Source organism: Paenibacillus sp. UNC496MF, from assembly GCF_900113915.1.
GTDB lineage: Bacteria > Bacillota > Bacilli > Paenibacillales > Paenibacillaceae > Paenibacillus_Z > Paenibacillus_Z artemisiicola.
The window spans coordinates 313,606-338,860 of record NZ_FORE01000006.1; the positions used below are offsets into that span (position 1 = coordinate 313,606).

The following is a 25,255-nucleotide window of genomic DNA, read 5'->3' on the forward strand; positions in this document are numbered from 1 at the left end:
GCCTATGCGCCCTCCCTTGCTTTATCCACGAGCGGCACCGTGAAGACGAGCCGCGTTCCGCGCTCCGCGAGCGGCCGCTCCGCCGCGAGCACGCCCTCGATCAGCTTCAGCCGGTCGCGCATCCCCTTCATGCCGTTGCAGCCCGCGGCCGTCTCGTCCTTGCCCTTGTCCGGCAGCCCGACGCCGTCGTCCTCGACCGTCATCCGCAGGACGCCCGGCTCCCGCCGCAGATCCACGGTGCAGACGCGGGCCCGGCTGTGCTTCACGACGTTCGTGACCGACTCGCGCAGGCACATGCCGAGGATGTTGTCGATGAGCGGCGACGGACTCAAGCGCTCGGCATCGCTCTCGCTCCCTTGCGGCGCGATGCCGAAGCGCGGGGATTCGCCCGCGAAGGCGGCTTCTTCCTCCGGCGAGACCGTTCCGTCGTCGCGCGCCGCCGCCTCGGCCAGCTCGCCCCGCTTCTCGAGGAAGATGCCCGCGGCGGCCAGAATTTGCTTGGCATGGTCGACCTCTTGGCGAATCGTCACCGCGTTCATGCCCGATACTAGTTCCCGGACCTGCTTCAAGGCGGCGCGCGACGTCATCTGAATGTCCTTCACTTCCTGCGCGGCGCGATCGGGGTTCTTCATAATCAGTTTCTCGGCCAGCTCGCTCTTCAGCGTGATGAGCGACAGCGTATGGCCGAGCGTGTCGTGCAGGTCGCGGGAGATGCGCTGCCGTTCTTCGTTCTTCGACAGCCGCGCGATCTCCTCGTTGGCGAGGTTCAGCTTCTTGCGCAGCTCCTTCGACCGCTGCCCCAGCTTGAAGCCGATCGGCATGAGCAGCATGACGGCCATGGCCGGGAAGAGCTGCACCATCATGTCCGGATCGCGATATACGTGCCAATAGACGATATTGAAACCGAACAGCCCCAGCATCAGGATGTAGCCGGCGATCAGCTCCCAGCGCTTCCGCAGCTGCCCGACGAGCGGCGACGCGTAGAACGCCAGGTAGATGCCGCTCGCGTCGAACTTCAGGCAGAACAGCAGCGTGATCGCGATGAGGCCGAACACGGAGACGATCCGCCAGCGGTCCAGGAAGTAGCCGCCGACGTACAGCGCGACGAAGACGAGGACGACGCCCAGGCCTTCGATCATCTGCACCGCGGGCAGCTGGAACAGCGCCGTGAGCGGAAACACCAGATAGACGAGCCAGACCAGCGTAAAGACGAGAGGCGGTCCCGATGCGGGCCGCCTGGCGAATTTGAACATGGATTACACCGCTTCCTGCTTTCTCATGATATAAGAAGATACTACCATGAACACGACCACGTATGCAGCCAATATTCCGATGCCGGCCCAATCGACCGTGCCGCCGGCAAGCATGTTCCACGCGCCTTGGCCGAGCCGGTAGGTCGGCAGCGCCTTGGCGATGTCCTGCATCGTCTTCGACATCGTCGTGATGGGCATCCACAGGCCGCCGAGCACGGACATGCCCATGTAGACGATCATGCTGACGACCTGCACCGCGTCGGGGTTGCGCATCGAGCCGAAGAGCGTGCCGAGCGCCATGAACGACATGCCGCCGATCCAGATCCACAGGCCGCACGAGAGCCAGGTCGACGCCGGCAGGTCGAGATGCTTGCCGAAGCCGCCGATGAGGAACATCATGACGATGATGAACAGGTTGATGAGCGCCTGCGCGCCGATCTTGGAGACGATGTACGCCCAGGAAGGGAGCGGCGTGATCTTCAGCATCCGGATCCAGCCTTGGGAACGCTCGCGGGCGAGCCGCATGCTGAAGGTCGTGAAGCTCGCGCCGATGATGCCGTAGCAGGTCATGGACATGAGATAGTACGCGTTGAAATTCGTGCCCGCGATGTCCTGGTTGCCGATCGTGCTCGAGAAGAGGAAGTAGAAGACGACCGGCATGATGACCGAGAAAATGACGAACCGTTTATTGCGGACCGTCCGCAGCAATTCCGCCTTGCATTGGGCGACCGTCGCCCGAAGCATCGTTTGATTCATTCGTATTCATCTCCTAAATGAGGGTGGGCTATGCGATTCGCGATCTCGCCTTTCGTTCCGTCAAGCCGAAAGTCCGGCCGCGCGCCTTAGTTGGCTTGCTCCACGAGCGCCTGGAACGCGTCGTCCAGCCCGCCGCTGTGAATTTCGATGTCGCGCATGTCGAACTTGCCTTCGACGAGCGCCCGGATCAGGCCGTCGGTATCGCGGCTGAACACTTTGACCTTGCGCCCGCTCCACTCGACGTCCGTGACGCCCGGCAGCCGGTGCAGCGCGTCCGTCGTGACCGACGGACCGGCCACGAACGAGACGACCCGGCCGGTCGTATCCGACTTGATCTCGCCCGGCGTGCCGTCGGCGATGATCCGGCCGTTGTTGATGACGACGATGCGGTCGGCGATGCTGTCCGCCTCGTCGAGGTAGTGCGTCGTCAGCACGATCGTCCGGCCTTTGCCGGCCATGGCGCGGACCGTGTCCCAGAACAACTGGCGGGACGTCACGTCCATGCCGACCGTCGGCTCGTCGAGGAAGATGACGTCCGGGTCGCCCGCGAGCGAGAGGGCGAATCCGAGCCGGCGCTGCTGGCCGCCGGACAGCGCGGAGGCGAGCTTATCCTTCTCGGCTTCGAGGTTCGATACCTTCAGCAGGTAATCGAGCGGCAGCGGCTTCTCGTAATAGCTGCGGAAGAGGTTGATGCTCTCGCCCACCTTCAGCCCGTCGATGACGCTGACCTCCTGGAGCATCGCGCCGATCCGGTCGCGGACGCGCGCGTCGCCGGGATCGCCGCCGAGCAGCTTGACCGTGCCCTTCGTCGGCTTGTGCAGGCCGAGGATCATGGACACCGTCGTCGTCTTGCCGGCGCCGTTCGGGCCGAGCAGCGCGACGACCGTGCCTTCCGCGATCGACAGCGTCAAATTGTCGACGGCTTTTTTGTCCTTGTAGATTTTGCTCACGCCGGTTAACTGAATTGCTGGTTTCATCTCGTTCACTCCCGCCTTCGCGTTCTTGATGATTTCATTCTACCGCCGGCGCCGGTCTCCCGGTACGCATGAACGTAATGCGTTTCGCATGACAAGTGTCACCCGTTTCGCGGCATGTTTGTCATGCGCGCCGGCGCGGCCGCGGCTTGACGGATTACGGTTATGCGCGTATAATGATGAATCGTATCAAGTGTCAAGTGTAACCTCTGGTTTTTCCTCGAATTGATGTGATTTACCCTCCACGAATCACCGCAGTTTAATTCCTTTTAACACGGCTGCTTGAAGGAACACGGATTCACCACTGGCGCGGTCTAGGAACCGCAAGGACGATCGAGAGGTCGGGCTATCGTCGCTTTCGTGCATGTTTATGAAAGTAGGAAGACATGGCGGTTACGCTTAACTATATCGGGGCAGCGCTGCAGGTAATACCCGGCGCTACGCTCTGCTTGCACATACAAGACCCCCGCTTCGTTACGAAGCGGGGGTCGTCCAATTTCTATGGGCGCCGACGCGCGCCCGCTCAGGCGCCGATCGACGCCGGCTCGCGGCGTTCGATGCTGATCCACAGCAGGCCGGCCGCCATGAAGGCCGTCCCGGCCAGCTGCCAGCCGCTGAACGCTTCGTCGAAGAACAGATAACCGGCCCCGACCGCGGAAGCCGGCACGACGTAGCGGAAGAAATTCGCCCGCGCGGCGCCGATGCTGAACATGCCGGCGTTCCAGACGACGAAGGCGAAGACGGTGCAGACGAACACGTTGAACAGGATCGCCGTATACTCGCTGCCGCCGAGCGCGGCCCACTCGACCTTGCCCCAGGACGGCAGGGTCAACGGAAACATGAACAGCACGCCGAACGCCGTATACCAGGTGCTGACGCGCAGCGCGGAGTAGCGCTGCATGAGCGGCATGCAGGCCAGGTTGAACAAGGCGCCCACCACGCTGACGGCCAAGGCGAGCAGGTTGCCGGTCATGTGGCCGGACGAGAGGTCGAAGCCTTCCCCGCCGCCGAGAATGATGAAGCACACGCCGACCATGGCGGCGATCCCGCCCGCGACGAGGCGCGGCGTGATCCGCTCCCGCAGGAAGAGCGGCCCGAACAGCGCGGCGAAGATCGGCCACGGAGCGACGTTCAGGAGCGACGCGTTCGCGAGCGTCGTGTATTTGATGGAATACATGACCGCGATCTCGAGCCCGGTCACGCCGAACAAGCCGAGCACCGCGAGGCGGGGCAGCTCCTTCGCGGGCAGCCCGACGCTGCCCTCCCGCGCCTTCAGCAGCAGGAAGAAGAACGGCAGCGCGAGCGAGAAGCGCAGGAACGAGAACAGCACCGGATCGAACGTCTCCATCCCCTTCCGCGATACCCCGAAATTCGCGCCCCAGACGGCGGCGACGACGGCCAGCCCGGCATAATGCATCCATTTGCGTTCCTGCTTCGTCTCTCTCATGTCTCTCCTCGAACCCCATTCCGCCAGTTGGTCGCTTGCGTCAAGCCTGACAACAGTTTGCCGGATTCGCGAGGGAAACACAATACAAAAATTCCGGCTTCCGGTACGTCGCCGCGGCCATCGCGCGCGCGTTCGAAAAACGGAGCTTTGCGACGGCCTGGATGACGCTTCGCTGGTCGCGGAAGAGACTGTTCCCGCCGCGCCGGGATCGCGGCGTCACTCCTCCGGCCGCGGCCGCGCGGACGACGGCTTGAACAAGGGCAGCGCCCACTCGATCCAGCCGACCTCCTCCCGCAGCAGGCGCATCCGCCGCTCGTAGATCAGGTAGCGGCCGAACTGCTTGGACGCGATGTCCGTAACGGGCGGATCGTCGTCCTCCTCCATGCCCCTCATGCCCTCCTGCATCCGCGCCAGCCGGGCGAGCAGCGCCTCGCGGCGCTCCAGGAACAGCTGACGGCCCGTCTCCGGGTCCATGAGGCCGATCGCGTAGATCTTAATGAGGAATTCGTCGCGCTCGAGAATGTCGGACGGCGGCTGCTCCTTGATCCAGGCGCGCAGGCGCCCGGTGCCGGCTTCCGTGATGCTGTACAGCTTCTTGTCCGGCTTGCCGGTCTGGCCGATGAGCTCGAAGGTGACCAGTCCCTCCTTCTCCAGCTTCGCGAGCAGCGGATAAATCTGGCTGTGCTGCGCCTGCCAGAAGAGCTGCAGCAGCTTCGTGAGCTCGTACCCCGAGCAGGGCTTGCGCGCCAGCATGCAGAGCAGGGCGTAAGCTAATGCGATCATGAACGGTAATCCCCCTACGATAATGCGTTTTTCTGAAAAAATGGTACCACAAATCGGCGCGAAACGCATGCCGGCGCCTCGAGGGTACCACGAAAGTTAGAACTCTCCGCGCGCGCGGGGCGGCGCTATGCTGGAAACAAACCTTCCCGAAGGAGTGACTCCCATGGCCGACCCGACCGCCCCTCTCTTCCGGCACGTTCTGCCCTGGCTTGGCCGCAAGCTGGCGGCCGCCGCGGTCGCGACGGGGATCTCCGCCGTCTTTCTCCCCGCGTTATTCCATTTCGCGTCCGGCAGCCCGTCTTGGGCGGATGCGCTGAGATCCTGGCTGTTCGGCAGCTTCGTGCTGCTGATCTACGCCGCGCCGTTCAACTTCGTCTACGGCGTCGCCTGCTCCATGCTGATCGAGCTGACGCTCTTTCGGCTGCTCCATCGCCGTCCGCATGCCCCGATCTCGCTGCTGCTGCACGCCCTCTGCGGCTTTTGGGCGCTTCCGCTGCTGTTCGGCGCCCTGAGCGGCGGCTGGCTCGGCGCCTTGTGCGCGGCGCTCTTCTTCTTCGCCGACTTCACGCTGGCGAGTACCGGCAGCCGGCGGAAGCGGTTCGGCGGCGCGCTCGCCTTCCTGCTCCTCCTGTCGCTGATCCCCCTCGGCGTCTCGCTCTTCGCGGCGGCATTCTAGGCCTCGCCGATGCATTGCCATGGTTGCGCTTTCTTGCTAAGATTGAACTAGAATGAAACCAGTAAGGGAAGCTGCGCGTTGAACAGACGCCGCACGACACGGAACAGCGCTCCTGTCACCGGTTCTGCGGGCAAACGAGGTGCATGGCAATGAACAAGGCGGAAGCGGAATTCAGCAATTTGGTCAAAGCCTTCCGCAAGCGCCACATGGGCAAAGGCCCCGGCCGCATCACGACGACCTTCTGCAAGCATTGGGCGATTTGCGAGATGGAAGGCAACCTCTCCCCCGTGGAGAAATTCATCGCGACGGCCGACGACGGCAAGCAGATGCTGCGCGAAGCGCGCACGCAGTGGGTGAAGGACATTTACCGCAACCACCCGCCGGTCGAGATGGAGGCGCTGCTCGGCGCCCGCTTTTTGGAGCTGTACGTGGATATCGATATCGATAAAGATTTCGGCATGTCGATCTTCGTGTTCGATCAGGACATCGAGCGCAAGTTCGGCGGAAGCCGCCCATAACGGCACGCGTTGGCGCTTGGCAGCGAACCTGCGAGAGACTAACCGCGTTCGGGACGATTTTTTTCCGGTCTGGCAACGGCTTGGAGAGAAACGCCCCGGCGCGGTTTTTTTGTCCCTTCCGGCCCGCCGACGTACGAGAGGAGACGCTTAAGATGGGGAAAACGAAGCATACGGGACCGGTCAAGCTGCCCGGCCGGCCGGATCCCAAGCTGTGGGTCAGCAAAATGCCGTTCGGGCTCGGCAAGGTGAAGCCCCACCATATCCGCGACACGCTGAAGGTCGTGGCGGAGAACCGCGACAATCTGCCGTACGCGTACCGCATCCTGACGCAGGGGGTCTGCGACGGCTGCGCGCTCGGCGTGTCCGGCCTGCACGACCGGACGCTGGCGGGGCCGCACGTCTGCACGACGCGCCTCAACCTGCTGCGGCTGAACACGATGCCGGCCATCAAGCCGGACGCGCTGCACGCGGACATCGACGAGCTGCGCAAGCACGACAGCGCCGCGCTGCGGAAGCTCGGCCGCCTGCCTTACCCGCTCATCCGGCGCAAGGGCGAGCGGCGGTTCAGCCGGCTGTCCTGGGACGAGGCGCTCGATCTGGTCGCGGCGCGCATCCGCGCGATCGATCCGAAGCAGCTCGCCTTCTACCTGACGGCGCGCGGCATCACGAACGAATCGTATTACGCGGCGGCCAAGGCCGCCCGCTTCCTCGGCACGAACAACATCGACAACGCCTCGCGCATCTGCCACTCGCCGTCCAAGACGGCGCTGAAGCGGTCGGTCGGCATCGGCGCGTCGAGCTGCAATTACAAGGACTGGATCGGCACGGACGTGCTCGTCTTCTGGGGCAGCGTCGCCGCCAACAACCAGCCGGTTTCGACCAAATACATGTATGCCGCCAAGCGCAAGGGCACGCGGATCATCGTGATCAACCCGTACCGCGAGCCGGCGATGGACGGCTACTGGGTGCCGTCCATCGCGGAGTCGGCGCTGTTCGGCACGAAGCTCGCCGACGACTTCTACCAGGTCAACATCGGCGGGGACATCGCCTTCATGCACGGCGTCATGAAGCATTGGTTCGACATGGAAGCCGCGAAGCCCGGCTCCGCGGTCGACCATGCGTTCGTCCGCGAGCACGCGAACGGCTACGAGGCGCTTCGCGCGCACGCGCAGCGCCAGGACTGGGCGCAGCTGGAGCGCTCCTCCGGCCTGACCCGCGCGCGGATGACCGAATTCGCCGAGCTGCTGGCGGCCGCGAAGTCCGGCGTCTTCGTCTGGAGCATGGGGCTGACGCAGCACCGCTTCGGCACGGACAACATCTCGCAGGTCGCGAACCTGGCGCTGCTGCGCGGCTTCCTCGGCCGCGAGCACTGCGGCCTCATGCCGATCCGCGGCCACAGCGGCGTGCAGGGCTCCGGCGAGATGGGCGCCGATCCGTTCAGCCTGCCAGGCGGCGAATTCAAGGGGATGGACATTCCGCGCATCGAGGGGGTCTGGGGCTTCCCGCTCCCGCGCTGGCAAGGCGACATCGTCGGCGTCACGCTGGAGAACGCGATGCTGCCGGACGACCACGAGCGGAAGCTCAAGGTGTTCTACACCTCCGGCGGCAATTTTCTCGAGACGATGCCGGACCCGGACTTCGTCCGCGCGTGCCTCGAGGCGGTCGACATCCGCGTGCACCAGGACATCGTCCTGAACACGTCGACGCTCGCCGACGCGCGGGAGGCCGTCGTCGTCCTTCCGGCCATGACCCGCTACGAGCAGCCGGGCGGCGGCACGTCCACCTCTACGGAGCGGATGGTGTATTTCTCGCCGGAGATCGCGGGTCCCCGCATCGGGGAAGCGCGCGCGGAATGGGCCATCTACGGCGACCTGGCGTCGCGGGTGTACCCGGAGCGCGCCAAGGCGATCGTCTTCCGGAGCGCGCAAGCGCTGCGCTCGGAAATCGCGCTCGCCGCGCCCAACTACGACGGCATCCAGTTCCTGAAGGAACGCGGCGACGTGTTCCAATGGGGCGGCGCGTGGCTGTGCGAAGGCGGCGTCTGCCCGACGCGCGACGGCCGCGGCCAGCTGCTGCCGATCGAGCTGCCGGAGCTGCGCAAGCCCGAGGGACATTTCTACGTGACCTCGCGCCGGGGCAAGCAGTTCAACTCGATGATTTACAGCGACAAGGACGCCTTCAACGCGGCCGACCGGTACGACGTGCTCATGCACCCGAACGACGGCGCGAAGCACGACGTCAAGGAAGGCGACGCGGTCGTGCTCTACAATGCCAGCGGCACGTTCCACGGCCGGGCCAAATTCGCCTCCGTCGCGCCGGGCAACCTGGAGCTCTTCTGGCCCGAATGCAACGCGCTCATCCCGAAGAAAGTGTACGAACCCCATGCCGGCATCCCGGAGTACAACGCGGCGGTCGTCCTGGAGCGCGCGGACACGTACCATGCGCTGAAGGATACCCGCTACGTGGAGAAGCGCATCGCGGAGCTGGACCATGAAGCGGACGAAGAAGAGGACCGCCGTGCGTCGACATGACGGACGGCGCCGCGCGGAACGGACGCCGGCCGAGGCCCGGCGACAGGAGAGGAGGAGACGGCATGCTGCCCCGTATCGTAACGACCTGGCCGATCCGCAAGTACGCGGACGGCGCCGCCATCCTGCGGGAGGACGACATCGCGTCGGAATACCCGCTGACGCTGGAGGTGGACGGCGAGGAATTCGCCACGATCGTCTGCTCGCCGACGGATCTGGAGGAGCTCGCGATCGGCTTCCTCGCGTCCGAGGGCATCATCCTCGAGGCGGCGGACGTGAAGGAGCTGCGGATCGACGAGGCGCGCGGCTACGCGTATGCGTCGCTGCACCGCCCGCAGTCGACGGGCAAGGACGACTACGCCAAGCGGTTCATCGGCTCCTGCTGCGGGAAGAGCCGGCAGTTTTATTTTCGCAGCGACGCCCGCACGGCGCGGACGTCGATGACGCGGATGACGCTGACGCCGGGCCAGTGCATGGCGCTCATGCGGCTGCTGCAGCTCGAGTCCGCCGACTTCCGGCTGACCGGGGGCGTGCATAACGCCGCGCTCTGCACGGCGACGGAGCTGCTCGCCGCGCGGACCGACATCGGCCGGCATAACGCGCTCGACAAGCTGTTCGGCTACGCCCTGCGGGCGCGCATGCCCGTCGCGGACAAGATCGTCGCCTTCAGCGGCCGGATCTCGTCCGAGGTCGTCCTGAAGGCCGCGAAGATCGGCGTCGGCTTCCTGCTGTCGAAGTCCGCGCCGACGGACCTCGCCCTGAAGCTCGCCGACGACCTCGGCATTACCTGCGCGGGCTTCATCCGCGGGCAGGAAATGAACGTGTACACGCACGGGCACCGGATCGTGGACGAGAGCTCGCCGGACGCGTAAGGGCGCGGCGCATTCTGTACGCAAAAAAGGCGTCTGCCGATAACGGCAGACGCCTTCTTATGCCCGATTGTCCGTACCCCGCGCCTCTAGAACGGCAGCGCCGGGTCGCCCGCGTAATGGACCGAAAGCCCGCGCAGCTTCGGCTCTCCGCTGCCGGCCGTCACTTCCACGATGACGCCGGCGGCCTTGACCGCCGGGATGCGGACGATCGCTTTATGCCCGATGTTGCGGCCTTCGTAGATCGCGACGAGCCGGCGGGACTTCGCCGACACGATCGACACGGTGAACGCCTGTACCTGCTCGCCGTCCGCCAATTCCTCCTGAAGGACAATGTGGTCGATGAGCCGCGGCTCGGCCGCGTCGTACCGCCACTGGCGGCCCTCCCGCGCGAAGTCCGCGAGCGTCGCGAGCGGCGAGCCGAAGCGGCGGCGGATCTCCTCGCCGAAGCGCGCGAGATGCGCGGTATCCTTGGCCGGCAGCAGGCCTTCGCGGTTCGGGCCGATGTTGAGCAGCAGGTTCGCGCCGCGCCCCACGGACAAGTAGTAGAGTCCCATCAGCTCGTCGACGCTCTTGACGAGATGCTCGTCTTCGTCGCTGTAGAACCAGCTCTTGCCGTTCGCCCGCATCTGCACGTCGCATTCCGCCGGCAGCCACAGCCGCTCGCCGAACCGTTCCTTCTCCTCCGTGTAGATCGAGAAGTCCGCGGAATCCGCGACGTTCCAGCACGGCACCGGCGCGATGCCGTCCTCGTTGCCGACCCAACGGAAGTCGGGATCGCCCATGTTGAAGATCAGAATGTCCGGCTGCAGCCCGCGGATCGTGCCGATGATCCGGTTCCAATCATACGCGTGGTCCTCGGAGCCGCAGCCGTCGAACCACAGCATGCCGATGTCGCCGTACTCGGAGAGCAGCTCCGTGATCTGGTTGACGAAGTAATCGTCGTACGCCTGGGCATCCTGCGTGTAAAAGTCGGCCGAGCCGTCGTAAGGCGAGTAGTACAGCCCCGCCTTCAAGCCGTGCTTCCGGCAGGCGTCGACGTAGTCGCGCACGACGTCGCCGCGGCCGTCCTTCCACGGCGAAGCCGCGACCGTGAACCGGCTGTACTTGGACGGCCAGTTGGAGAATCCGTCGTGATGCTTCGCCGTCAGCACCGCGTACGCCATCCCCGCTTCCTTGGCCGCGCGGATCCACTGCTCGCAGTCCAGCCGAGCCGGATCGAAGGCCTCCGGCGTCATCGGCCGCACGTCGAAATCCGCGTACCCCTCGTAGAACGTGCGCAGCCCGAAATGCAGAAAAAGCCCGAACTCCCAATCTTGAAACGCCAGTTGCTTCGCAGTCGGCACGACGCGCGGATTCGTTTCCGTTGTCATCGTCAGCCCGCCTTTCGATTATTGTCGCTCTGCATGGATCATTTCGACGGCGGGCTGCCGGCTTCCTTCGCCCGTTCGCCGCGTTCCGTGTTTCCGTTCGTCCGTACCGTTTGGGCCTCCCTCGGGACGGCCCCGGAGCGCCGAAACAAGAGAGCCGGCCCGAAGGCCGGCTCGGGCGCATGCGCCGGTTTACTTTTTCTCCAGGGCCGACTGGTAGATCTGCACGTACTGCGCGAGGTTCAAGCCGTCGAACCCTTTCACGTACGCGTCCCAATCCTTGTCCAAGCTCTTGTCGCCGATGATGAACTGCGCCATGTTGGACTGCACGTAGTCCTTGATCGACGTCGACAGCTGCGCCATCGTGTCCGTGTCCTCGGGACGGATGAACGTGCTGGACGGATAAAAGGCTTTCGGCGCGTACGGGGCGTACGTCTTGGTCGCGTCGGCGAGACGCTTCTCGTAGCCGGCGGAGGTCAGCGGATCCTGCGCCGTCGCGAACAGGTCGCGGAAGTCCTTCGAGAGGTCCTTCGGCCCGAGCAGCGTCCAGCTGTCGTTGCGCACGACGTTCGGGTCGACCGGCTGCAGGTTGGAGAAGCTGTACTTGGCCGGCTTGCCGTCGATGTTCTTCTCGTCCGCCTCCGCCTTCTTCCAGCCGATGCCCTCCTTGACGCCGTATTCGCTCAGCAGCGCGCCTTCCTCGCTGAAGGCGTAATCCGCGATCCGAATCGCCGCGATCTGCTGCGCTTCGCTCGCCTTGTTGGTGATCGCCATCGCGAACTCGCCGAAGCCCTGCGACATGCCCGCGAGCCGGACGCCCTCCGGCCCTTTCAGCGGCGGCACGATGACCCAGTGCTTATGGCGCGTGATGGCGTCGTCGTACGTGTTCACGAGGTAGCTGAGCAGCGCCGTCGTGATGGAGCCGACGACCTCGTCGCCCTCGCGGTTGCCGAGCTGGCCGACCGCCTGGTCGTTCTGCGTGAACGACGCCTTGTCGATCAAGCCCTCGCCGTACAGCTTGTGCATATACGCGAGGCCTTCCTTCCACTGCGGCTTGTTCGGCGCGAAATCGACCTTTCCGTCCGCGACGGTCAAATACTTGTCGTTGTCGTTATAGATGAACGCGTTCATGAGGTAGGCGTCGATGTTGCCGTTCCAGACGTACTTGTTCGGCGCGCCGGTCAGCGGGATTTCGTCCGCCTTGCCGTTGCCGTTCGGATCCTTCGTCTTGAACGCCTTGAGCACCGCATACAGCTCGTCCGTCGTCGTCGGCACGGAGAGGCCGAGCTTGTCGAGCCATTCCTTGTTGATCCAGAACTTCTGCGAGAAGGTGCAGTGATAGCATTCGTTGAAGCGCGGAATGCCGTAGATGTTGCCGTCCGGCGCCGTCATCGCTTCCTTCAGGTACGGCTTCTTGTCCATCATCGCCTTCAGGTTCGGCGCGTACTTGTCGATCAGGCCGTTCAGCGGGATCAGCACGCCCTGCTTGCCGTACGTCAACAGGTCCGCGTTGGTGAATTTCCCTTCCAGGAACACCTCCGGATAATCCCCGCTCGCGAGCAGCAGCTGCCGCCGGTCGACGAGCGCGTCGGTCGGCGCGAGGTCCCACTTGATGGATACGTTGAATTTCTGCTCGACGTACTTGGTGTAGTCGTTATCCTCGAGCGGCGCCTTCCCCTGCGGCGCGAAGAATCCGATCGTCACCGGCTTCGACGCCGTCCCTTCCGGCGCCGCCGAACCGGCCGTGCCGGACGCTCCGCCGGCGTTGTCCGAACCGCTCCCTCCGCAGCCCGATAACGCGAGGCTCGCGATCACGATTAGCATAAGCGATACCCATATGGACTTTTTCAACCTGCTCTCTCCTCCTTGGATCGTACGAATGTCGGTCCGCCCCCGCGAATCCGGGCCGGCCTCCCCTTGCCTCCCTTGCGCGTCTCGCCGCCTTTTTGCCGCGCCTCACCTCCGTGCCTACTATTCGCTGCGTCCGCCGTTCCTGCCGTCAGCCTTTCAAGGAGCCGATCATGACGCCTTTGACGAAATGCTTTTGCACGAACGGGTACAGGATCAGCACCGGCACGCAGGCGACGACGATCAACGCGTACTTGAGCACCTGCTCGAAACCCTTGTCGCGCAGCTGCTGCGCCGTGTTGGCCAGCATCTCGGGATCGGCCGCGTTCAGGATGAGCATGTTGCGCAGCACGTACTGCAGCGGAAAGAGATGCTCCGACCGCAGGTAGATGAGGGCGTCGAAGTAGGCGTTCCAATGGCCGACCGCGTACATGAGCGTCATGACGGCGAGGATCGGCTTCGACAGCGGCAGCACGATGCTCCATAGGTAACGGGTGTCGCGGCAGCCGTCGATCTGGGAAGCCTCCTGCAGCTCCTGCGGAATCGACGCCATGAAGAAGGTGCGCGCGATGATGACCTGGAAGACGGAGAACGCCCCGGGCAGCCAGAGCGCCCAGCGGGTGTCCAGCATGTGCAGGTTCTTGACGAGCAGGTACGTCGGAATCAGCCCGCCGCTGAAGAACAGCGTGATCATCATCAGGATCATGACGTACTTGCGGCCCGCCATCGTCCGCTGCGACAGCGGGAACGCCATCAGCACGGTGAAGGCGACGTTGATGAACGTGCCGACGACGGTGTACACGATGCTGTTGTAATAGCCGAGCATCAGCTGCGAGCTCTGGAAGATCGATTTGTACGCGCGCAGAGAGAACTCCACCGGCACCAGCCACACCTGTCCGGACACGACCGCGTTCGGCGAACTGAGCGAGGAGCTGAGAATATAGAGCAGCGGGTAGAGCACGGTCAGCGTGATCGCGCCCAGCAGCGCGTAGATCGCGCCGAGCAGCAGGCGGTCGCCGAACGGTTCCCGAATCTTGACGTTGGCCGGCATGGGCGGCCTCCTTCCTACCATAGGCTGTTGTCCGACACGCGGCGGGCGACGGCGTTGACGGCGACGAGCAGCGCGAGATTGATGACGGAATTGAAAAGTCCGACCGCCGAGGAGAAGCTGAAGTTCGCGCCGACCAGGCCGACCTTGTAGACGTAGGTGGAGATGACCTCCGACGTGCTCAGGTTGAGCGGGTTCTGCATCAGGTAGATCTTCTCGAAGCCGACCGCCATGACGCTGCCCAAGCTCAGGATCAGCATCGTGACCGCGATCGGAACGAGCGACGGCAAGTCGATGTGGAGAATTTTCTTGAACCGGGACGCCCCGTCCATGCGCGCCGCCTCGTACAGCGACGGATCGACGCCGGCCAGCGCGGCGATGTAGATGATCGACGCGTACCCCATCTCCTGCCAGACGCCGGACCAGACGTAGATGGACTTGAACAGCTTGGGCTCGCCCATGAAGTTCGTCGACGACCAGCCGAAGAACGTCAGCACCCGGTCCACGACGCCGACGTGCGGCGACAGCATCAGAATGATGATCGATACCATGACGACGGTCGAGACGAAATGGGGGGCGTACGTGATCATCTGCACGGACCGTTTGAAGAAGCCCGTCCGAATTTCGTTCAAGGCCAGCGCCAGCAGGATCGGAATCGGGAAGCCCGCCAGCAGCGAGTACAGGCTGATGAGCAGCGTATTCTTGATCAGCAGCGGGAAATTCGGCGAGCGAAACAGCTCGTGGAAATGCTTGAAGCCGACCCACGGGCTGCCGAGAATCCCTTTGACGACGTTGAAGTCCTTGAAGGCGATGGCCACCCCGAACATCGGGATGTATTGGAAAATAATCAGATAGAGTACCGGAAGCAGCACCAGGAGATACAGCTCCCAGCTTCGCTTCGCTTTGATCCAGGCTTGCGCCATCCGCAGCTCTCCTTCGCTAAGAATCATGCCCGCTCGGCGATCCCGGGTCGGCGCGCGTCAGCGCCGGCCGCTGCCGATCGATAGCCCGATTCTAGCCCGCCGCGCCGCGAATCGGCAACGCGCATGATTCGCGGAGCATGCAATTTTCTCCGGCGGCGCCGCGCGACGGGGCGCGGGTCAGCCGGGACGGTGCACGGGTGAGCCGGCGCGGGGACTTCGCGTTTTTCTACGCTTCGCGTTATTCGCCAGGACGGGGCGCGGCGATCCGACGGCCGTGCCGCCCGCCGCGAGCCGGCTGCCGCGCTTACCGCCTTCGAAACGAAGACAACCCCGAAAGCCGCCGAGGTCGGGCGATTCCGGGGTTGCGCTGTCTATCGGGCCGCCTGCTGCTTGCGGTAATCGCTCGGCGAGAAGCCGGCCACGTTCTTGAACGCCCGGTTGAAGGAATTATAGTTGAAATACCCCACCTGCGCGCTGATCTCCTGCAGCGAGTCGCCCGTCGAGAGGAGCAGCTGCTTCGCCTTGTCCATCCGCAAGCCGATCAGGAAATCGACGAAATTGCAGCCGCATTCCTCCTTGAACAGCTTGCTGATGTTCTTGGCGTGAATCGCGAACTTGTCGCTCAAGTAATCGAGCGACAGCTCCGGGTTCGAATAATCGTCCTCGATATACGCCCGGATGTCGGCGATGACGGTGCGGGTCCGCTGCGAATCCTTCAGCGCCTGCAGCCGGCCGGCCGCCGCTTCGAAGATCAGCGTGCAGCCCTGCTTCAGCTCGGCCAGCGTCTCCCAATCGCCGAGCAGCTCGAGCAGCTCGTCGTCGGCTTCCTTCCAGACGTTCCGGTAATCCTTGGACAGCTCGAGGAACGCGCGGTTCAGCTGCTGGTGCAGGAACTGCATGAAGCTTTCGATCTCCTTGCGCGACGAGACGGCGTCCGCGATTTGGCCGAACAGCTCGTCCAGCCGCTTCCGCCACGCGCCGTCGGCCAGCCGGATCGCCTGCGTCAGCGCATGGATCGTGCCGAAATAATCGTGCGCGCGGTAGTCCGTTCCGTCCGCGTCCGCCGAGACGAGCAGCCGTCCCGTGCCGAGCACCGCTTTATGTTGAAGCAGATTGCGCGCGATGGCGTGCGACCGGCGGATCTCCTCGAGGTTCGCCGCCATGCCGTGCAGGCCCGCCGTGACGGTGAACGACAGGTTCGCGCGCACCCATTCCACGATTTGCTCGCCGATGACGGCGCTCAGCGCCTCCCCGTCCTCGCCGTCGGGCACCCAGACGATCGCCGACAGCCGCCGGTCGGACACCCATTCGGCCCAAGCCGAGGCGCCCTCCAGGCCGGCGATCTCCTGCGTCACGCTCGAGACGACGAATTTCAGCATCGATTGATCCTGCAGCCCGTAACGTTCGGCAAACCGCGCGTACCGGTCGATCTCCAGCTCCAGCATGAACGCCAGCGCCCCGGCAGGGTTGATATGGAAGGCCAGCAGATCCGTCTGCCACTCCGATTCGCGGATCGGCCCCATGCCTTCGACCGCCTCCTGGAACCGGTGCTTCTTCCTTAAAATGATCGTTTCCTTGTCTTTCTGCCGCGTCCGCGTCGTCTCCTCCATCAGGTGCTCGAGCGCGCCGCGGATGAAGCCGAACTCGTTGCGGCCGGGGCCGATGTCGTGCTTCAGCAGCGCGCTCGTCCGGATGAGCGACACCAGCTGGCTGATCGGCCGGTAATTGCGGCGCGTGACGTGCACGACCCACGCGACGCCGAGCAGCACGACGGCGATGGCGGTCATCATCCAGATGCTGTAGAAGTCGAGCGCGAACTTCGACAGTCCCCCGCTCGCCGGGCCGCTCTCGAACACCCAGCCGGTGTACGGCGACACGTAGCGCGACAGCACGCTCCGCGTCCGCTGCCCGGCGGGGAGGTCGTCCATCAGGACGCCGCCGTCCCGGTCGCCGATGCGGATGAACGTCTGCTCGGGATTGTACATCGGCGCGATCGTCTGCTTCAGCTTCGCCAAGCTGACGTTGACGACGACATAGCCCTGCTTCTCGGTCGTGAACAGCGGATAGCCCTGCACGAGCGAGATCACGTCCGCCGGCGTGCTTGCCGCGTACGGCCGGAAGGCACGCTTCCCCGACCACTTCTCGGCGACCTCGCGGCCCTCAAGGTACGGCCGGATGAACGGCTCGTCCGGGAAGTCCGCCCGCTGCCCCGCTCCGTCGCCCAGCACGAACCGGTCCTTCGCCCGGATGAAATAGACGGAATCGATGATGCCGTAATTCAGCTTCCAGTCGTCGATTTTCTTGGTCGCTTGGATGTTGCCGTAGACGTCGTCGCCGTTCGTGCGGAAGAACCGCTTCAGGTCGGCGGAAGACAGCGTGTCCCGCAGCACCTGGTAATCAAGCGCTTTCAAAGAATTGTCCGCGTACCGCACGGCCTGCTCCGCCAGAAACGCGTTGGCCTTCAGCGCCTCCTTCCGGTTCTGCTCGCTCAACGACTGGAAGAAGGCGACGAACAGAATCGTCACGACCACGACGAACACGGGAAGATAAGATAAGAGCAATTTGCGAAACCAGCTGCTGTTCATGGGATCTCCTCCGCCTTTCCGGCCGCGCGCCGAAATTCATCCTGCCAGGAAGAACACGAGATCGTCCGCATGGACCGCGCATCCTGCCGGAGCCGGCGGTGCGATGGCAGATTAGCTGACATGTCGGCACGAATCCCGAGAAACGTCCATTTTACACCATTCGCCTGCGTAATTCTACCGCCGTCCGAACGGAAATCGACGCAGGCGGCGAATGTTCCCGTTTCTCGCCGATCCTTCGCTTTTTTTCCGTCGAACGCTTCCGTATAAGGATAAAACGCGCCCGCGCCGCGCTCAATGGGATTTTTTCGGCGACTTCACCTTTTTCGCCGGATGCGTGCCGGACGCGCGGAAAATCGCGCCCGCCGCGAAAAAAGCCGCGCCGGGAAGAGGCGGCTTGGCGCCGTAGACGCGGGCATGAAGAAAGACCAACCGGGGAGCCGGTTGGTCTGATCGGGCGCCGAACGCGCGGGGCAAGCAGCTTGAGCTGCAGCTTGCCAAAAAAGCCAACCGGCAACGCCCGGTTGGCTGCCGGAATGATCGGGGAGTTCGCGCTGCGCGGCGAACTGCGGACCGAAGGCCCGCTCCCGGCGGCTTCGATAGACCGCTCTTAGCCGGTCGGCGTGCCTTTCTTGGCGCCCGCGAGCAGCTTCTGAATGTGCGTTTCGAACTTCAGCGGCTTCGTCGCGGGCGAGTAGCGCTTCACGACGCGTCCTTCCGCGTCCACGAGGAACTTCGTGAAGTTCCACTTGATGGACGAGCCGAAGAAGCCCGGCGCTTCCTTCTTCAGATAGCGGTACAGCGGGTCCGCGTCCTGGCCGTTGACGTCGATCTTGCCGAGCAGCGGGAACGTCGCGCCGAAGTTGATCTGGCACGTTTCCTGCATCTCGCTGTCCTTGACCGGCTCCTGCTCGCGGAATTGGTTGCAGGGAAAGCCGAGCACCGTAAGTCCCTGGTCCTTGTACTTCTCGTGCAGCTGCTGCAGCTCCCGGAACTGCGGGGCGAAGCCGCATTTGGTCGCCGTGTTGACGATCAGCAGCACCTGGCCGCGGTAATCGGCCAGCGGCTTCGCTTCGCCGCGGGACGTCTTGACCGTGAAATCGTACACGCTCATCACGAATCACCTCGTTTAATTTTATACAATGTTATTTTAAACAATTAAAAACCGTTTGAAAAGCGAAAGTTTATCCGGCGCTTCCCCTCATGAACGGCTGCCTCGGCGGGAACGCAAAAGGAGCGCCGTCCGCCGGGGACGCCGCTCCTTAGTTTGCCGTTTTCCAATCTTCTATGCGCACGGGCATTCCGTCTCAGCCCGCTCGCTTCGCCGACAGTCCCGCCGGCTCCTTGAACGCGAGCAGCTTGCCCTTCGCCTGGACGATGATCATGTCGCCGGCCTTCAACGTCGGCCCGGTCACCTGCGCGCCCGTCCGCACCCGCATCGCCGGCCGTCCCGTCGCGAGGTCGACGACCGCCAGCGCGCCGTCCGTCTGGGCGACGTACAGGCCTTGCCCGATGAGGTCGAAACGCGCGATCGGCTTCTCGAGCCCCGCGTTGTAGGAGACGCGCGCGCCGTCCGCCGTCTTCACGCCGTAGATGCCGTCCCCGTCGGAGAACAGCAGCCGCCCGTCGTACGGACCGGCCGCATACCGCAGTCCCCTGGCCTGATTCGCGACGTAAACGTCGGGCCGGACCTTGGACGGATCCGCGTTCAGCGGGTACCGGTACGCGACATGGCCGTAGGCGACGAAGACGTCGTCTCCCTGCAGCATCAGCTGTCCCGGACCGTAATACACCACCGCCGCCGGATTGACGCCTTCTGGATTGTACACGCGGGACTTGACGATCTTGCCGGTCGCGAGGTCGATGGCGTCCAGCGTCGTCAGCAGCGCGTGATCCATGATCGTCTGCTCCCGCGCGGCGTACGCAATCCCGCCGCGCACGTCGATGGGCAGGCTTTCGTTTGCCAGCTGCCACGCCTGCTTGCCGCTGCGGACGTCGATCGCATGCAGCTCGTAGGAGCTGTAAGCACCCGAATCGACGCTCGACGCCAGGAGGTAATGCCCGGCGAACAACAGATCGCCGTAAAACTCGCCCTGCTTCCACAGGAAGGCGCCGTCGGCGAGCCGGAACGCCGCGACCTGGGTGCCCTGAACGTACAGCCGTCCGCCGTTCGCGTACAGCTTGCGGGCGTCCGGGACAGGCTTATCGGCCGTCCATAGCGTCCTGCCGGTCTTGGCGTCCACCTCGACCGCCCGGCCGTCCTCGGACATGGCATATATGCGTCCCCCCGAGGCCAGCAGCGGCGCCTTCAGCTTCGCGCCGGACGACCAGAGCGTTTTGCCCGTGCCGGCCATGACCGCCGTCAGCTTCCCGCGCTCCAGGAAGAACACCCGCTGCGCGTCCGCGGCGACCCTGCCGCCGCCCGTCGGATCCTCGTCGCCCGGTTGATCCGCGGCATGCGTCCAGGCCATGGCCGCGTCGGGCGTTAGGGCCGCGCCGGCGGCGCCTCGCCCGCCGGACGGGGCATGCCGGCCCGCGCTGTCCGCCAGAACGGTCGTCGCGCTCCCCAAGATCGTCAACGCCAGCACGACCGAGGCCAGCTTCATAGGCCGCATGGCCGGCACCCCCTCTCCGTTCATGTTGGTAAGTAGACGGGTCCTTCGCGCGAAAGGTTTCGCTTTAGGCATAATTGCCTTCATTTAACACAAAGTATCCGTTACTCCGCCTATACCCGACTTTTGCCGGCACCGAAACCCTAAGGGGCTTCGAAGTTGACAGCGCTTCCCGCTGCGCGGACCGGAAGCCCGGAGGCTTCCTTCCGAACGCGGCGGCGGCACGCGCGCATGATGCGCCCGTGCCGCCGCGCGACGCCCGGCGCCGCTCCGACGTCAAACGTTCGGCTGCGCGCGCATCGTCTTGCGGTATTCGCTCGGGCTCGAGCCCGTGTACTGCTTGAACATCTTGGAGAATTGATAGAGCGAGCTGCCGACCCGCTCGGCCGCCTCGGAGACGGACATGTTCGTCTCGACCATCCACTGCTTCGCCATCTCCATCCGCCGCTGGTTCATGTATTGCATCGGCGAACGCCCGGTCGCCGATTTGAAGAACCGGATGAAATAATTCGGATGGAAATGCGCCAGCTCCGCCAGCTGCTCGAGCGTCACGTCGTCCGACAGGTGATGGTCGATGAAGGCCAACACCCGGCTGACTTTATCCACGTGGCCGCCGGCCGGCCGGCGCAGGTTCGCGCCCCCGCCCTGCTCCAGGAATTCGCACAGCAGCTCCTGCAGCAGCAGCTTCGACCGCAAGTTCGACGTCAGCTCGCCGCCGCGGTAATGGCGCACCAGTTCGCCGAACGCGCGCGTCGTCGCCTCGGGATCCGCCGCCGTCACGCAGCTCGGCGTCTCCAGCAGCTCGAACAGCTCCTGATCGCCGGATCTGGCGTTGAAATGGCAGACATAATGGGAGAACTCGCGGTTGTCGATTGTCCGGACCGACAGCGTCGTTCCGGCGGGCAGCACGACGAGCTGGCCGGCCCGCGGAGACAGCTCCTCCTCTCCGATCTTCAGCTGGGCGCCTTCGCCCAAAAAATAATAAAGCCGATTGAAATCCGATACCACGTCCGTTTGACGCCAGCTCGCCGTACTCTGAAAGTACGCGGCTTCCGATATATGCAGCTGCATGTTGGCGATATAATTGCTTATGGCTTCCGTTTGCATGATTACCTTCCCGTCCCCGTCCTATTGCCGCGAAGCGCCGCCGCGTCAGCGGCCGGCGAGCCTCAGCTCGCCGCGCTTGCCGTCCCACGCCGCCTGTACGCCCAGTTGCCTCAGCAGCCCCGCCGGAATCATCGAGACCCCGGAGAAGCTCCGCCGCACGGGCGCCAGTACGACCGGCTTGCCGTCGACGGTGCCGCCGCCCTGCGTCAGCACCGCCGTCGAGCCGCCGTACGTCAGCGTCGTCGCGTAATCCGGCGCGACCGCGAAGCTGCCGCCCAGCGCTTGCAGGACGTCCCGCATCGGGACCGAAACGTTCCCCCCGTCGATTCGGGCCGGGAACGGAGACAAGAGCCGTTTGCCGTTCACGTAGACGTCGATCGCCGGCTGAACGGGCGTCGGCGCGTACAGCATCCCGTCGCCGGACGGCCGGACGCTGCCCGTCTCGTTCCAATTGTCCGCTCCCCAGCCCCAGACGCGTCCTTTGGCGTCCAGCGCGAGGTCATGGTACCCCCCGGACGCGATCGAGACGATGCGGGAAAGCCCCTTGACCCGGCCTTCCTGGCCGTTCGGGCCTTTGCCGATCGTCCACACCTCGCCGTTCTCGGTCAGCAGGAGGCCGTATCCGCCGGCCTGCACTTCCTTCGCCTTCAGCTGCGGATACAGCCGGGCCGGCTTGCCGTCGACGCGCGCCGCCCCGGGCTTGCCTTCGCGATGGAACGCGGACAGGTCCAGCTTCCACGTCCACGCGCCGCCGCTGCGGTCCACGCCGTACAGCCGGCCGTCATTCGCTTGCGCCGACAACTGCTTCATGGCCGGCAGTCCCGCCAGCTTGAACGGCTGCGCGAGCGTCGTGACGCCGTTCGCGTCCCGGCGCACGCCGAGCCCCCATACGCCGCCGGACGCATCGAGCGCGAACGCCAGATCGCCGCAGGCGATCAGATTCGTCCATTTATAGGTGCCGAGCACGGCGGTTACGGCCGCCTTGCCGTCAGCGCCGGCATGCGACCAGGTCAACAGCCGGCCGTCGCCGGTCAGGGCGATGCCGGTTCCCGCTTCCACGGCGGTCACGGCCGTGACGTTGGCGAGGCCCTGCACCTGCGCCGGCAGCGTCGAAGAACGCGGCGTCGGCTTCAGGCCGGGCACGGAGCCCCATTCCCAGACGGTGCCGTCCGCCTTGCGCGCGACGTTCATGCCGCTTCCGTTCGTCGCGATGGCGGCAATGCCGGACAGATTCGGCAACCGGACCGGCGCCGCGATGCTCGTCACCGCGTTTTGCGCGAGCACGCCGATTTCGCCGTACAGGTTGCGGCCCCACGACCAGACGGTGCCGTCCGCGCGCAAGGCGGCGGAGTAGTAGCTGCCGGCGATGAGTTGGCTGAACGCCGTTCCGGCGGCCGGCGATAGGGCCGGCTGCGCCGCGGAAGCGGGCGCCGCGGCGACGGCGCCCGTCAGCGCCGCGGCCGCGAGCGCGGCCGAGAGCAATTTAGGGTAACGATAGGCCATGTGCAGCGCTCCTTTCGGTAGGTGAACCATCTTTTACACGTTGACGCCCGAGCCCGGAAAAAGGTTGCATGCCTTTCGCGATTCTATAACCGAACAGCAAGTATTTGGCAGAAACAAAAAAGCCCGCGGCGGCTGCGCCGTGGCCTTCAAGGCCCGGAATCGCAACCGCCGCGGACTTCGCGGCGCCCCGTTCAGACGGGGTCCCGATTAGCAAAATATTGGCACATCATGAGCGGATTGCCGTCGCAATCCCGGAACGTGAACGCCGCATGGTCGCTATAGCGCGCGAGCGGACCGACGGTCACGCCTCTGTCGTGCAGCATGCCGTGCGCCGCCTCGATATCCGGCGTATCGAACGCGAACGACGCGCGCTGCGCCGGCTGCGCGGCTTCGTCCTTGAACAGGTGCATGACGTACTCCCCGCCGAGGCCGAGCTCGACGAAATCGTTCTTGCCGTAGCCCCGCAGCTCGAGGCCGAGCTTCTCGCAGTACCAGGCGCTCGCATGGTCCAAATCCCGGACGTAATGCATCACGCCGAACAGTTCCCGCTTCACTAGCGGCTTCATAGGCTATCCCCTCGCTTTCGGCGATCGGTCGCGATCGCGTACGAGGATCATTACCCGCATCGCCGCGAAGCTACGCGTGCTTCTTCGAATCCGGCACGAGGCCGTGCAGCAGCTTCACCGCTTTGGCCGTGCCCGCCTTCTGCTCTTCCTGCCCTTCGTACTCGACGCTCAGCCAGCCCATGTAGCCGATGCCCTCGAGCCGCGCGACGATGTCGGCCGCGCCGGCGTCTCCTTCCGTCGGCGCCACGCCCACGTAATAAGCCTGGCCGCCCAGCGTGCGGTACGTTCCCGGCGTGCCCTCCGGCACCCGCTTGAAGTCCTTGGCGTGCACGTGCGAAATATACGGCCCGAGCTCCTGGAAAGACGGCCCCGGCTCCTGGTCCACGAGCAGGAAATTGCCCATGTCGAAGGTGCTGCGCAGCGCCGGCGAGTCCACCTGACGGATCAGTTCCAGCACCTGCTCGCTCCGGCCGGCGAACACGCCGTGATTTTCGAGGCACAGGACGATGTCCCGGCTCTGCGCGTAAGCCGCGGCTTCCGTCAGTCCCTGCGCGATCCAGGTCTTGCCCTGGTCGTAGCCGATGCCGTCCTTGACGTCGCCGGCGAACACGCGCACGATCCGCGCGCCCAGCAGCGCCGCCATGTCGACCGAGTTCTTGATATCCGCGAGCGCGGCGGCGCGCTCCGCCTCCGACGGCCGGACGAAGTCGTTGCACGCCCCGAAGCACGCCAGTTCCAGCCCCGTCCGGGCCAGCGCCTCGCGCACCGCCGGAACGTCGGTCTCGGCGTTCCAGAAGATGCTCAGCAGCTCGACGCCCTGCGCCCCGACGCTTGCCGCGTAGTCGATAAAGTCGGCATTGGTCCACGTGCCGTCCTGCAAATACTTATGGCAGCTCCATACGCTGACCCCGATTTTCATAACCGCGTTTCCGCCTCTCCGGGCACCTTACCGGTACCGTTTAATGAATTCCACCGCTTTGCGGATGTCCTGCTCCGGGTTGTCGCCGACCTCGCGCTCGATCGTCAGGTAGCCGCCGTAGCCGATCGACTGCAGCGCCTTGAAATACGCGCCGAAATCGACGTCGCCCTCGCCGAGCGGCAGCTCCGCGAAATCCGGGCCGCCCGACGCCATCGCCGCGATCTGCTCGTGCGACATGCCCTCGTAGCCGAGGAAGCCGTACACCTCGCGCGGGTCGACGGCGCGCAGCCGGCGGCCGTCCTTCACGTGCGTGTGCACGATGTAGTCCTTCAGCGTGACGACGCCCTGCACGGGGTCGTCCCCGGTTACCATGACCATGTTCGCCGGGTCGAAATTGACCGATACGCCGTTCGTGCTCAGCGTGTCCAGAAACCGCTTCAGATGCGCCGCCGGCTCCGGTCCCGTCTCGATCGCGAAGTACGCGTTCATGCTCTTCGCGTACTGTCCCAGCTCCTCGCAGGCGCTTTGCATGGCCGCGTAGACCGCGCTCCGCTCGTCGTCCGGCACGATGCCGATATGCGTCGTGACGATCGGAGTGCCGAGCTCCACCGCGAGGTCGAGAATCCGTTTGGACTTCTCGACTTTGAGCGGATTGGCCGCCGCGTCCTGGAAGCCGTGGCCGCCGAGATCGCCGCACAGGGCCGAGATCTCGAGCCCCAAGTCCGCGATGAAGCCGCGCAGCTCCCGGCGCGCCGCTTGGTCCAGGCGAGCCGGGTCCATCTCGCCGGATACCGCGTAGATTTGCACGCCTTCGGCGCCGACGTCCTTCGCCTTGCGCAGTCCTTCGCGCACGCCGACGTTGAAGCTGTCGACGATGACGCCGATTTTATTGTCAAGCGGATTCGCCATGTCCATCATCCCTTCGTCTCTTCGAAAATTACCCGCGCCGGGACGGGCGCATCGAGCCTTCCGC

At 64.7% G+C, this 25,255-nt stretch carries 21 protein-coding genes; 4 read left to right on the plus strand and 17 right to left on the minus strand.

Annotated features, from left to right (window positions below; all coding sequences use genetic code 11):
- Positions 1–2: 2 nt before the first annotated feature.
- The 5 genes from BMZ79_RS09975 to BMZ79_RS09995 all read right to left on the minus strand — a co-directional run bounded on the left by BMZ79_RS09975 (position 3) and on the right by BMZ79_RS09995 (position 5,213).
- Positions 3–1,253 carry a sensor histidine kinase gene (locus tag BMZ79_RS09975; protein ID WP_090639291.1) on the minus strand — a complete coding sequence of 417 codons (1,251 nt, stop codon included), beginning with the start codon at positions 1,251–1,253 and terminating at the stop codon, positions 3–5.
- A gap of 3 nt (positions 1,254–1,256) precedes the next feature.
- A complete protein-coding gene (locus tag BMZ79_RS09980) occupies positions 1,257–2,009 on the minus strand; it encodes an ABC transporter permease (RefSeq protein WP_090639293.1) in 753 nt (250 codons plus the stop codon).
- An 86-nt stretch (positions 2,010–2,095) separates the two neighbouring features.
- Positions 2,096–2,986 (minus strand): ABC transporter ATP-binding protein, encoded by an 891-nt coding sequence (locus BMZ79_RS09985; RefSeq protein ID WP_090639296.1) that lies wholly within the window; start codon positions 2,984–2,986, stop codon positions 2,096–2,098.
- Positions 2,987–3,506: 520 nt separating this feature from the next.
- Positions 3,507–4,430, minus strand: a complete 924-nt coding sequence (locus tag BMZ79_RS09990) for a DMT family transporter (RefSeq protein ID WP_090639298.1) — start codon at positions 4,428–4,430, stop codon at positions 3,507–3,509.
- 216 nt (positions 4,431–4,646) lie between these two features.
- Positions 4,647–5,213, minus strand: coding sequence for a PadR family transcriptional regulator (locus tag BMZ79_RS09995; RefSeq protein ID WP_177222083.1), 567 nt, complete (start codon positions 5,211–5,213; stop codon positions 4,647–4,649).
- A 163-nt stretch (positions 5,214–5,376) separates the two neighbouring features.
- Between BMZ79_RS09995 and BMZ79_RS10000 the strand changes: the two genes are divergently transcribed.
- The 4 genes from BMZ79_RS10000 (at position 5,377) to fdhD (ending at position 9,807) form a co-directional block, all read left to right on the plus strand.
- Positions 5,377–5,889, plus strand: coding sequence for a hypothetical protein (locus BMZ79_RS10000; protein ID WP_090639302.1), 513 nt, complete (start codon positions 5,377–5,379; stop codon positions 5,887–5,889).
- Positions 5,890–6,038: 149 nt separating this feature from the next.
- Positions 6,039–6,407: a Na-translocating system protein MpsC family protein gene (locus BMZ79_RS10005; protein WP_090639304.1), complete on the plus strand. Its 369-nt coding sequence runs from the start codon at positions 6,039–6,041 to the stop codon at positions 6,405–6,407.
- A gap of 152 nt (positions 6,408–6,559) precedes the next feature.
- Complete coding sequence (locus BMZ79_RS10010) at positions 6,560–8,938, plus strand: FdhF/YdeP family oxidoreductase (RefSeq protein ID WP_090639306.1); 2,379 nt, start codon at positions 6,560–6,562, stop codon at positions 8,936–8,938.
- 62 nt (positions 8,939–9,000) lie between these two features.
- The gene (gene fdhD, locus BMZ79_RS10015; protein WP_090639308.1) at positions 9,001–9,807 is read left to right on the plus strand and encodes a formate dehydrogenase accessory sulfurtransferase FdhD; all 807 of its coding nucleotides are present in this window, start codon (positions 9,001–9,003) and stop codon (positions 9,805–9,807) included.
- An 86-nt stretch (positions 9,808–9,893) separates the two neighbouring features.
- Here fdhD and BMZ79_RS10020 read toward each other — a convergent pair whose 3' ends face one another.
- The 12 genes from BMZ79_RS10020 to BMZ79_RS10080 form a co-directional block, all read right to left on the minus strand.
- Complete coding sequence (locus BMZ79_RS10020; protein ID WP_090639311.1) at positions 9,894–11,177, minus strand: alpha-L-fucosidase; 1,284 nt, start codon at positions 11,175–11,177, stop codon at positions 9,894–9,896.
- A gap of 189 nt (positions 11,178–11,366) precedes the next feature.
- The gene (locus tag BMZ79_RS10025) at positions 11,367–13,025 is read right to left on the minus strand and encodes a type 2 periplasmic-binding domain-containing protein (protein ID WP_371263660.1); all 1,659 of its coding nucleotides are present in this window, start codon (positions 13,023–13,025) and stop codon (positions 11,367–11,369) included.
- Positions 13,026–13,173: 148 nt separating this feature from the next.
- Positions 13,174–14,073, minus strand: a complete 900-nt coding sequence (locus tag BMZ79_RS10030; RefSeq protein WP_090639312.1) for a carbohydrate ABC transporter permease — start codon at positions 14,071–14,073, stop codon at positions 13,174–13,176.
- A gap of 14 nt (positions 14,074–14,087) precedes the next feature.
- Entirely contained in the window at positions 14,088–14,993 is a 906-nt protein-coding gene (locus tag BMZ79_RS10035; RefSeq protein WP_371263661.1) for an ABC transporter permease, read from the minus strand.
- Between the two features lie 371 nt (positions 14,994–15,364).
- Complete coding sequence (locus BMZ79_RS10040; RefSeq protein WP_090639314.1) at positions 15,365–17,578, minus strand: helix-turn-helix domain-containing protein; 2,214 nt, start codon at positions 17,576–17,578, stop codon at positions 15,365–15,367.
- Between the two features lie 607 nt (positions 17,579–18,185).
- Positions 18,186–18,689, minus strand: coding sequence for a glutathione peroxidase (locus BMZ79_RS10050; RefSeq protein ID WP_090639317.1), 504 nt, complete (start codon positions 18,687–18,689; stop codon positions 18,186–18,188).
- A gap of 193 nt (positions 18,690–18,882) precedes the next feature.
- Positions 18,883–20,190, minus strand: coding sequence for an outer membrane protein assembly factor BamB family protein (locus BMZ79_RS10055; RefSeq protein ID WP_177222084.1), 1,308 nt, complete (start codon positions 20,188–20,190; stop codon positions 18,883–18,885).
- 273 nt (positions 20,191–20,463) lie between these two features.
- Positions 20,464–21,294 carry a helix-turn-helix transcriptional regulator gene (locus BMZ79_RS10060; RefSeq protein WP_090639319.1) on the minus strand — a complete coding sequence of 277 codons (831 nt, stop codon included), beginning with the start codon at positions 21,292–21,294 and terminating at the stop codon, positions 20,464–20,466.
- A 45-nt stretch (positions 21,295–21,339) separates the two neighbouring features.
- Positions 21,340–22,797 (minus strand): stalk domain-containing protein, encoded by a 1,458-nt coding sequence (locus BMZ79_RS10065; protein WP_177222085.1) that lies wholly within the window; start codon positions 22,795–22,797, stop codon positions 21,340–21,342.
- 191 nt (positions 22,798–22,988) lie between these two features.
- Positions 22,989–23,363 carry a VOC family protein gene (locus BMZ79_RS10070; protein ID WP_090639322.1) on the minus strand — a complete coding sequence of 125 codons (375 nt, stop codon included), beginning with the start codon at positions 23,361–23,363 and terminating at the stop codon, positions 22,989–22,991.
- A gap of 70 nt (positions 23,364–23,433) precedes the next feature.
- The gene (locus BMZ79_RS10075; RefSeq protein WP_090639323.1) at positions 23,434–24,282 is read right to left on the minus strand and encodes a sugar phosphate isomerase/epimerase family protein; all 849 of its coding nucleotides are present in this window, start codon (positions 24,280–24,282) and stop codon (positions 23,434–23,436) included.
- A 27-nt stretch (positions 24,283–24,309) separates the two neighbouring features.
- A complete protein-coding gene (locus tag BMZ79_RS10080; protein WP_090640158.1) occupies positions 24,310–25,191 on the minus strand; it encodes a sugar phosphate isomerase/epimerase family protein in 882 nt (293 codons plus the stop codon).
- Positions 25,192–25,255: the final 64 nt, after the last annotated feature.

Bases quoted from the DNA above. Each gene is read 5' to 3' on its own strand.
- BMZ79_RS10040 (WP_090639314.1), bottom strand. From the start codon at position 17,578: ATGAACAGCAGCTGGTTTCGCAAATTGCTCTTATCTTATCTTCCCGTG.
- BMZ79_RS10075 (WP_090639323.1), bottom strand. From the start codon at position 24,282: ATGAAAATCGGGGTCAGCGTATGGAGCTGCCATAAGTATTTGCAGGAC.
- BMZ79_RS10020 (WP_090639311.1), bottom strand. From the start codon at position 11,177: ATGACAACGGAAACGAATCCGCGCGTCGTGCCGACTGCGAAGCAACTG.
- BMZ79_RS10050 (WP_090639317.1), bottom strand. From the start codon at position 18,689: ATGAGCGTGTACGATTTCACGGTCAAGACGTCCCGCGGCGAAGCGAAG.
- BMZ79_RS10055 (WP_177222084.1), bottom strand. From the start codon at position 20,190: ATGCGGCCTATGAAGCTGGCCTCGGTCGTGCTGGCGTTGACGATCTTG.
- BMZ79_RS10005 (WP_090639304.1), top strand. From the start codon at position 6,039: ATGAACAAGGCGGAAGCGGAATTCAGCAATTTGGTCAAAGCCTTCCGC.
- fdhD (WP_090639308.1), top strand. From the start codon at position 9,001: ATGCTGCCCCGTATCGTAACGACCTGGCCGATCCGCAAGTACGCGGAC.
- BMZ79_RS10030 (WP_090639312.1), bottom strand. From the start codon at position 14,073: ATGCCGGCCAACGTCAAGATTCGGGAACCGTTCGGCGACCGCCTGCTG.
- BMZ79_RS09985 (WP_090639296.1), bottom strand. From the start codon at position 2,986: ATGAAACCAGCAATTCAGTTAACCGGCGTGAGCAAAATCTACAAGGAC.
- BMZ79_RS10065 (WP_177222085.1), bottom strand. From the start codon at position 22,797: ATGGCCTATCGTTACCCTAAATTGCTCTCGGCCGCGCTCGCGGCCGCG.
- BMZ79_RS10035 (WP_371263661.1), bottom strand. From the start codon at position 14,993: ATGGCGCAAGCCTGGATCAAAGCGAAGCGAAGCTGGGAGCTGTATCTC.
- BMZ79_RS10080 (WP_090640158.1), bottom strand. From the start codon at position 25,191: ATGGCGAATCCGCTTGACAATAAAATCGGCGTCATCGTCGACAGCTTC.
- BMZ79_RS10010 (WP_090639306.1), top strand. From the start codon at position 6,560: ATGGGGAAAACGAAGCATACGGGACCGGTCAAGCTGCCCGGCCGGCCG.
- BMZ79_RS10070 (WP_090639322.1), bottom strand. From the start codon at position 23,363: ATGAAGCCGCTAGTGAAGCGGGAACTGTTCGGCGTGATGCATTACGTC.
- BMZ79_RS09975 (WP_090639291.1), bottom strand. From the start codon at position 1,253: ATGTTCAAATTCGCCAGGCGGCCCGCATCGGGACCGCCTCTCGTCTTT.
- BMZ79_RS09980 (WP_090639293.1), bottom strand. From the start codon at position 2,009: ATGAATCAAACGATGCTTCGGGCGACGGTCGCCCAATGCAAGGCGGAA.
- BMZ79_RS10060 (WP_090639319.1), bottom strand. From the start codon at position 21,294: ATGCAAACGGAAGCCATAAGCAATTATATCGCCAACATGCAGCTGCAT.
- BMZ79_RS09990 (WP_090639298.1), bottom strand. From the start codon at position 4,430: ATGAGAGAGACGAAGCAGGAACGCAAATGGATGCATTATGCCGGGCTG.
- BMZ79_RS10000 (WP_090639302.1), top strand. From the start codon at position 5,377: ATGGCCGACCCGACCGCCCCTCTCTTCCGGCACGTTCTGCCCTGGCTT.
- BMZ79_RS09995 (WP_177222083.1), bottom strand. From the start codon at position 5,213: ATGATCGCATTAGCTTACGCCCTGCTCTGCATGCTGGCGCGCAAGCCC.